Consider the following 1177-nt stretch of genomic DNA (forward strand, 5'->3'; position numbering starts at 1 on the left):
GGCAACGCTGAATAAGCAGCCATTTTTGACATTGCCATCGAGCCCCGATACTTCAATTTCATAGTATGGATTTTTGCAGCTTATCAGCCGTGTTTTTGAGCCAGTTTGGCCTTGCTTTCAGGTCTTTCGACCCTCTTTGCGCCCATTTGGGCGCACCTATGCCATGAGCCGCTTGCGGCTCATGAAGATGTTTGCCAATGCCAACGCGGTAAACGCACGCGTTGCGTTCTTGGCCAGACCGCGATAACGCACTTTGTTGAAGCCCCATAGGCGTTTGACCACGCCAAATACATGTTCGACACGGGCGCGTATTTTTGATTTGTTTCGGTTCTTGCCACGCTTGACTTCGTCGACCTCACCGTTGCGGTTGCGAACGCGATCATTCGTGAAGTCTTTGGCCTTGGGGGCCTTGCTGTGGATCAGTTCCTTCTGGCTGGCGTAGGCGCTGTCGCCATACATGCGTTGCTCGTTGCCGTGCAGCAGATCCGGTATGGGGTGTTTGTCGTGCACGTTGGCCGCCGTTACCACCGCGCTGTGCGCCAACCCGGTTTGGCTGTCCACGCCGATGTGTAGCTTCATGCCAAAGTACCACTGTTGGCCCTTACGGGTTTGGTGCATTTCGGGGTCTCGCGCTTTGTCTGCGTTCTTGGTCGAGCTGGGTGCTCCAATGATGGTGGCATCCACGATGGTTCCCGTTCCTACCTTCATGCCTTTGGCCTGTAGCACCTCCCCGACTTTGGCAAACAGTTTTTCGCCCAGCTTGTGTTCGCTGAGCAGGCGACGAAACTTGAGCAAAGTGGTCGCGTCGGGAACCCGCTCACGTCCCAGGTCAATGCCCACGAAGCGGCCCAGGCTGGTGCTATCCAGCAGCGCCTCCTCACAGGCCTCATCGGCCAGGTTGAACCAATGCTGCACGAAGTGCATGCGCAGCATGCGTTCCAGGCCTATGGGTGGACGTCCACCCTCGCCGCGCGCATAGTGGGGTTTGATGACTTCACACAATTCAGACCACGGCACGATCTCATTCATGGTCTGCAGGAATACATCGCGCTTGGTGGGGCGACGATACTGTTCAAATCCGGCGCCTTGATCGGCGGCCATTGCGAGGGTCGTTTGTTTCATGCAGCATCAACGCATCAGGCCGCTTTGCGGTGGACCTTTTTCAGCGTTGCCTTAA

At 56.2% G+C, this 1177-nt stretch carries 1 protein-coding gene; it reads right to left on the minus strand.

Going from position 1 to position 1177, the window contains the following annotated elements; all coding sequences use genetic code 11:
* Nucleotides 1-156 precede the first annotated feature (156 nt).
* Entirely contained in the window at nt 157-1122 is a 966-nt protein-coding gene (locus tag CDE01S_RS17955) for an IS5 family transposase (protein WP_066710926.1), read from the minus strand.
* Nucleotides 1123-1177: the final 55 nt, after the last annotated feature.

This window comes from Curvibacter delicatus NBRC 14919 (assembly GCF_001592265.1).
GTDB classification, from domain to species: Bacteria; Pseudomonadota; Gammaproteobacteria; order Burkholderiales; family Burkholderiaceae_C; genus Hylemonella; species Hylemonella delicata.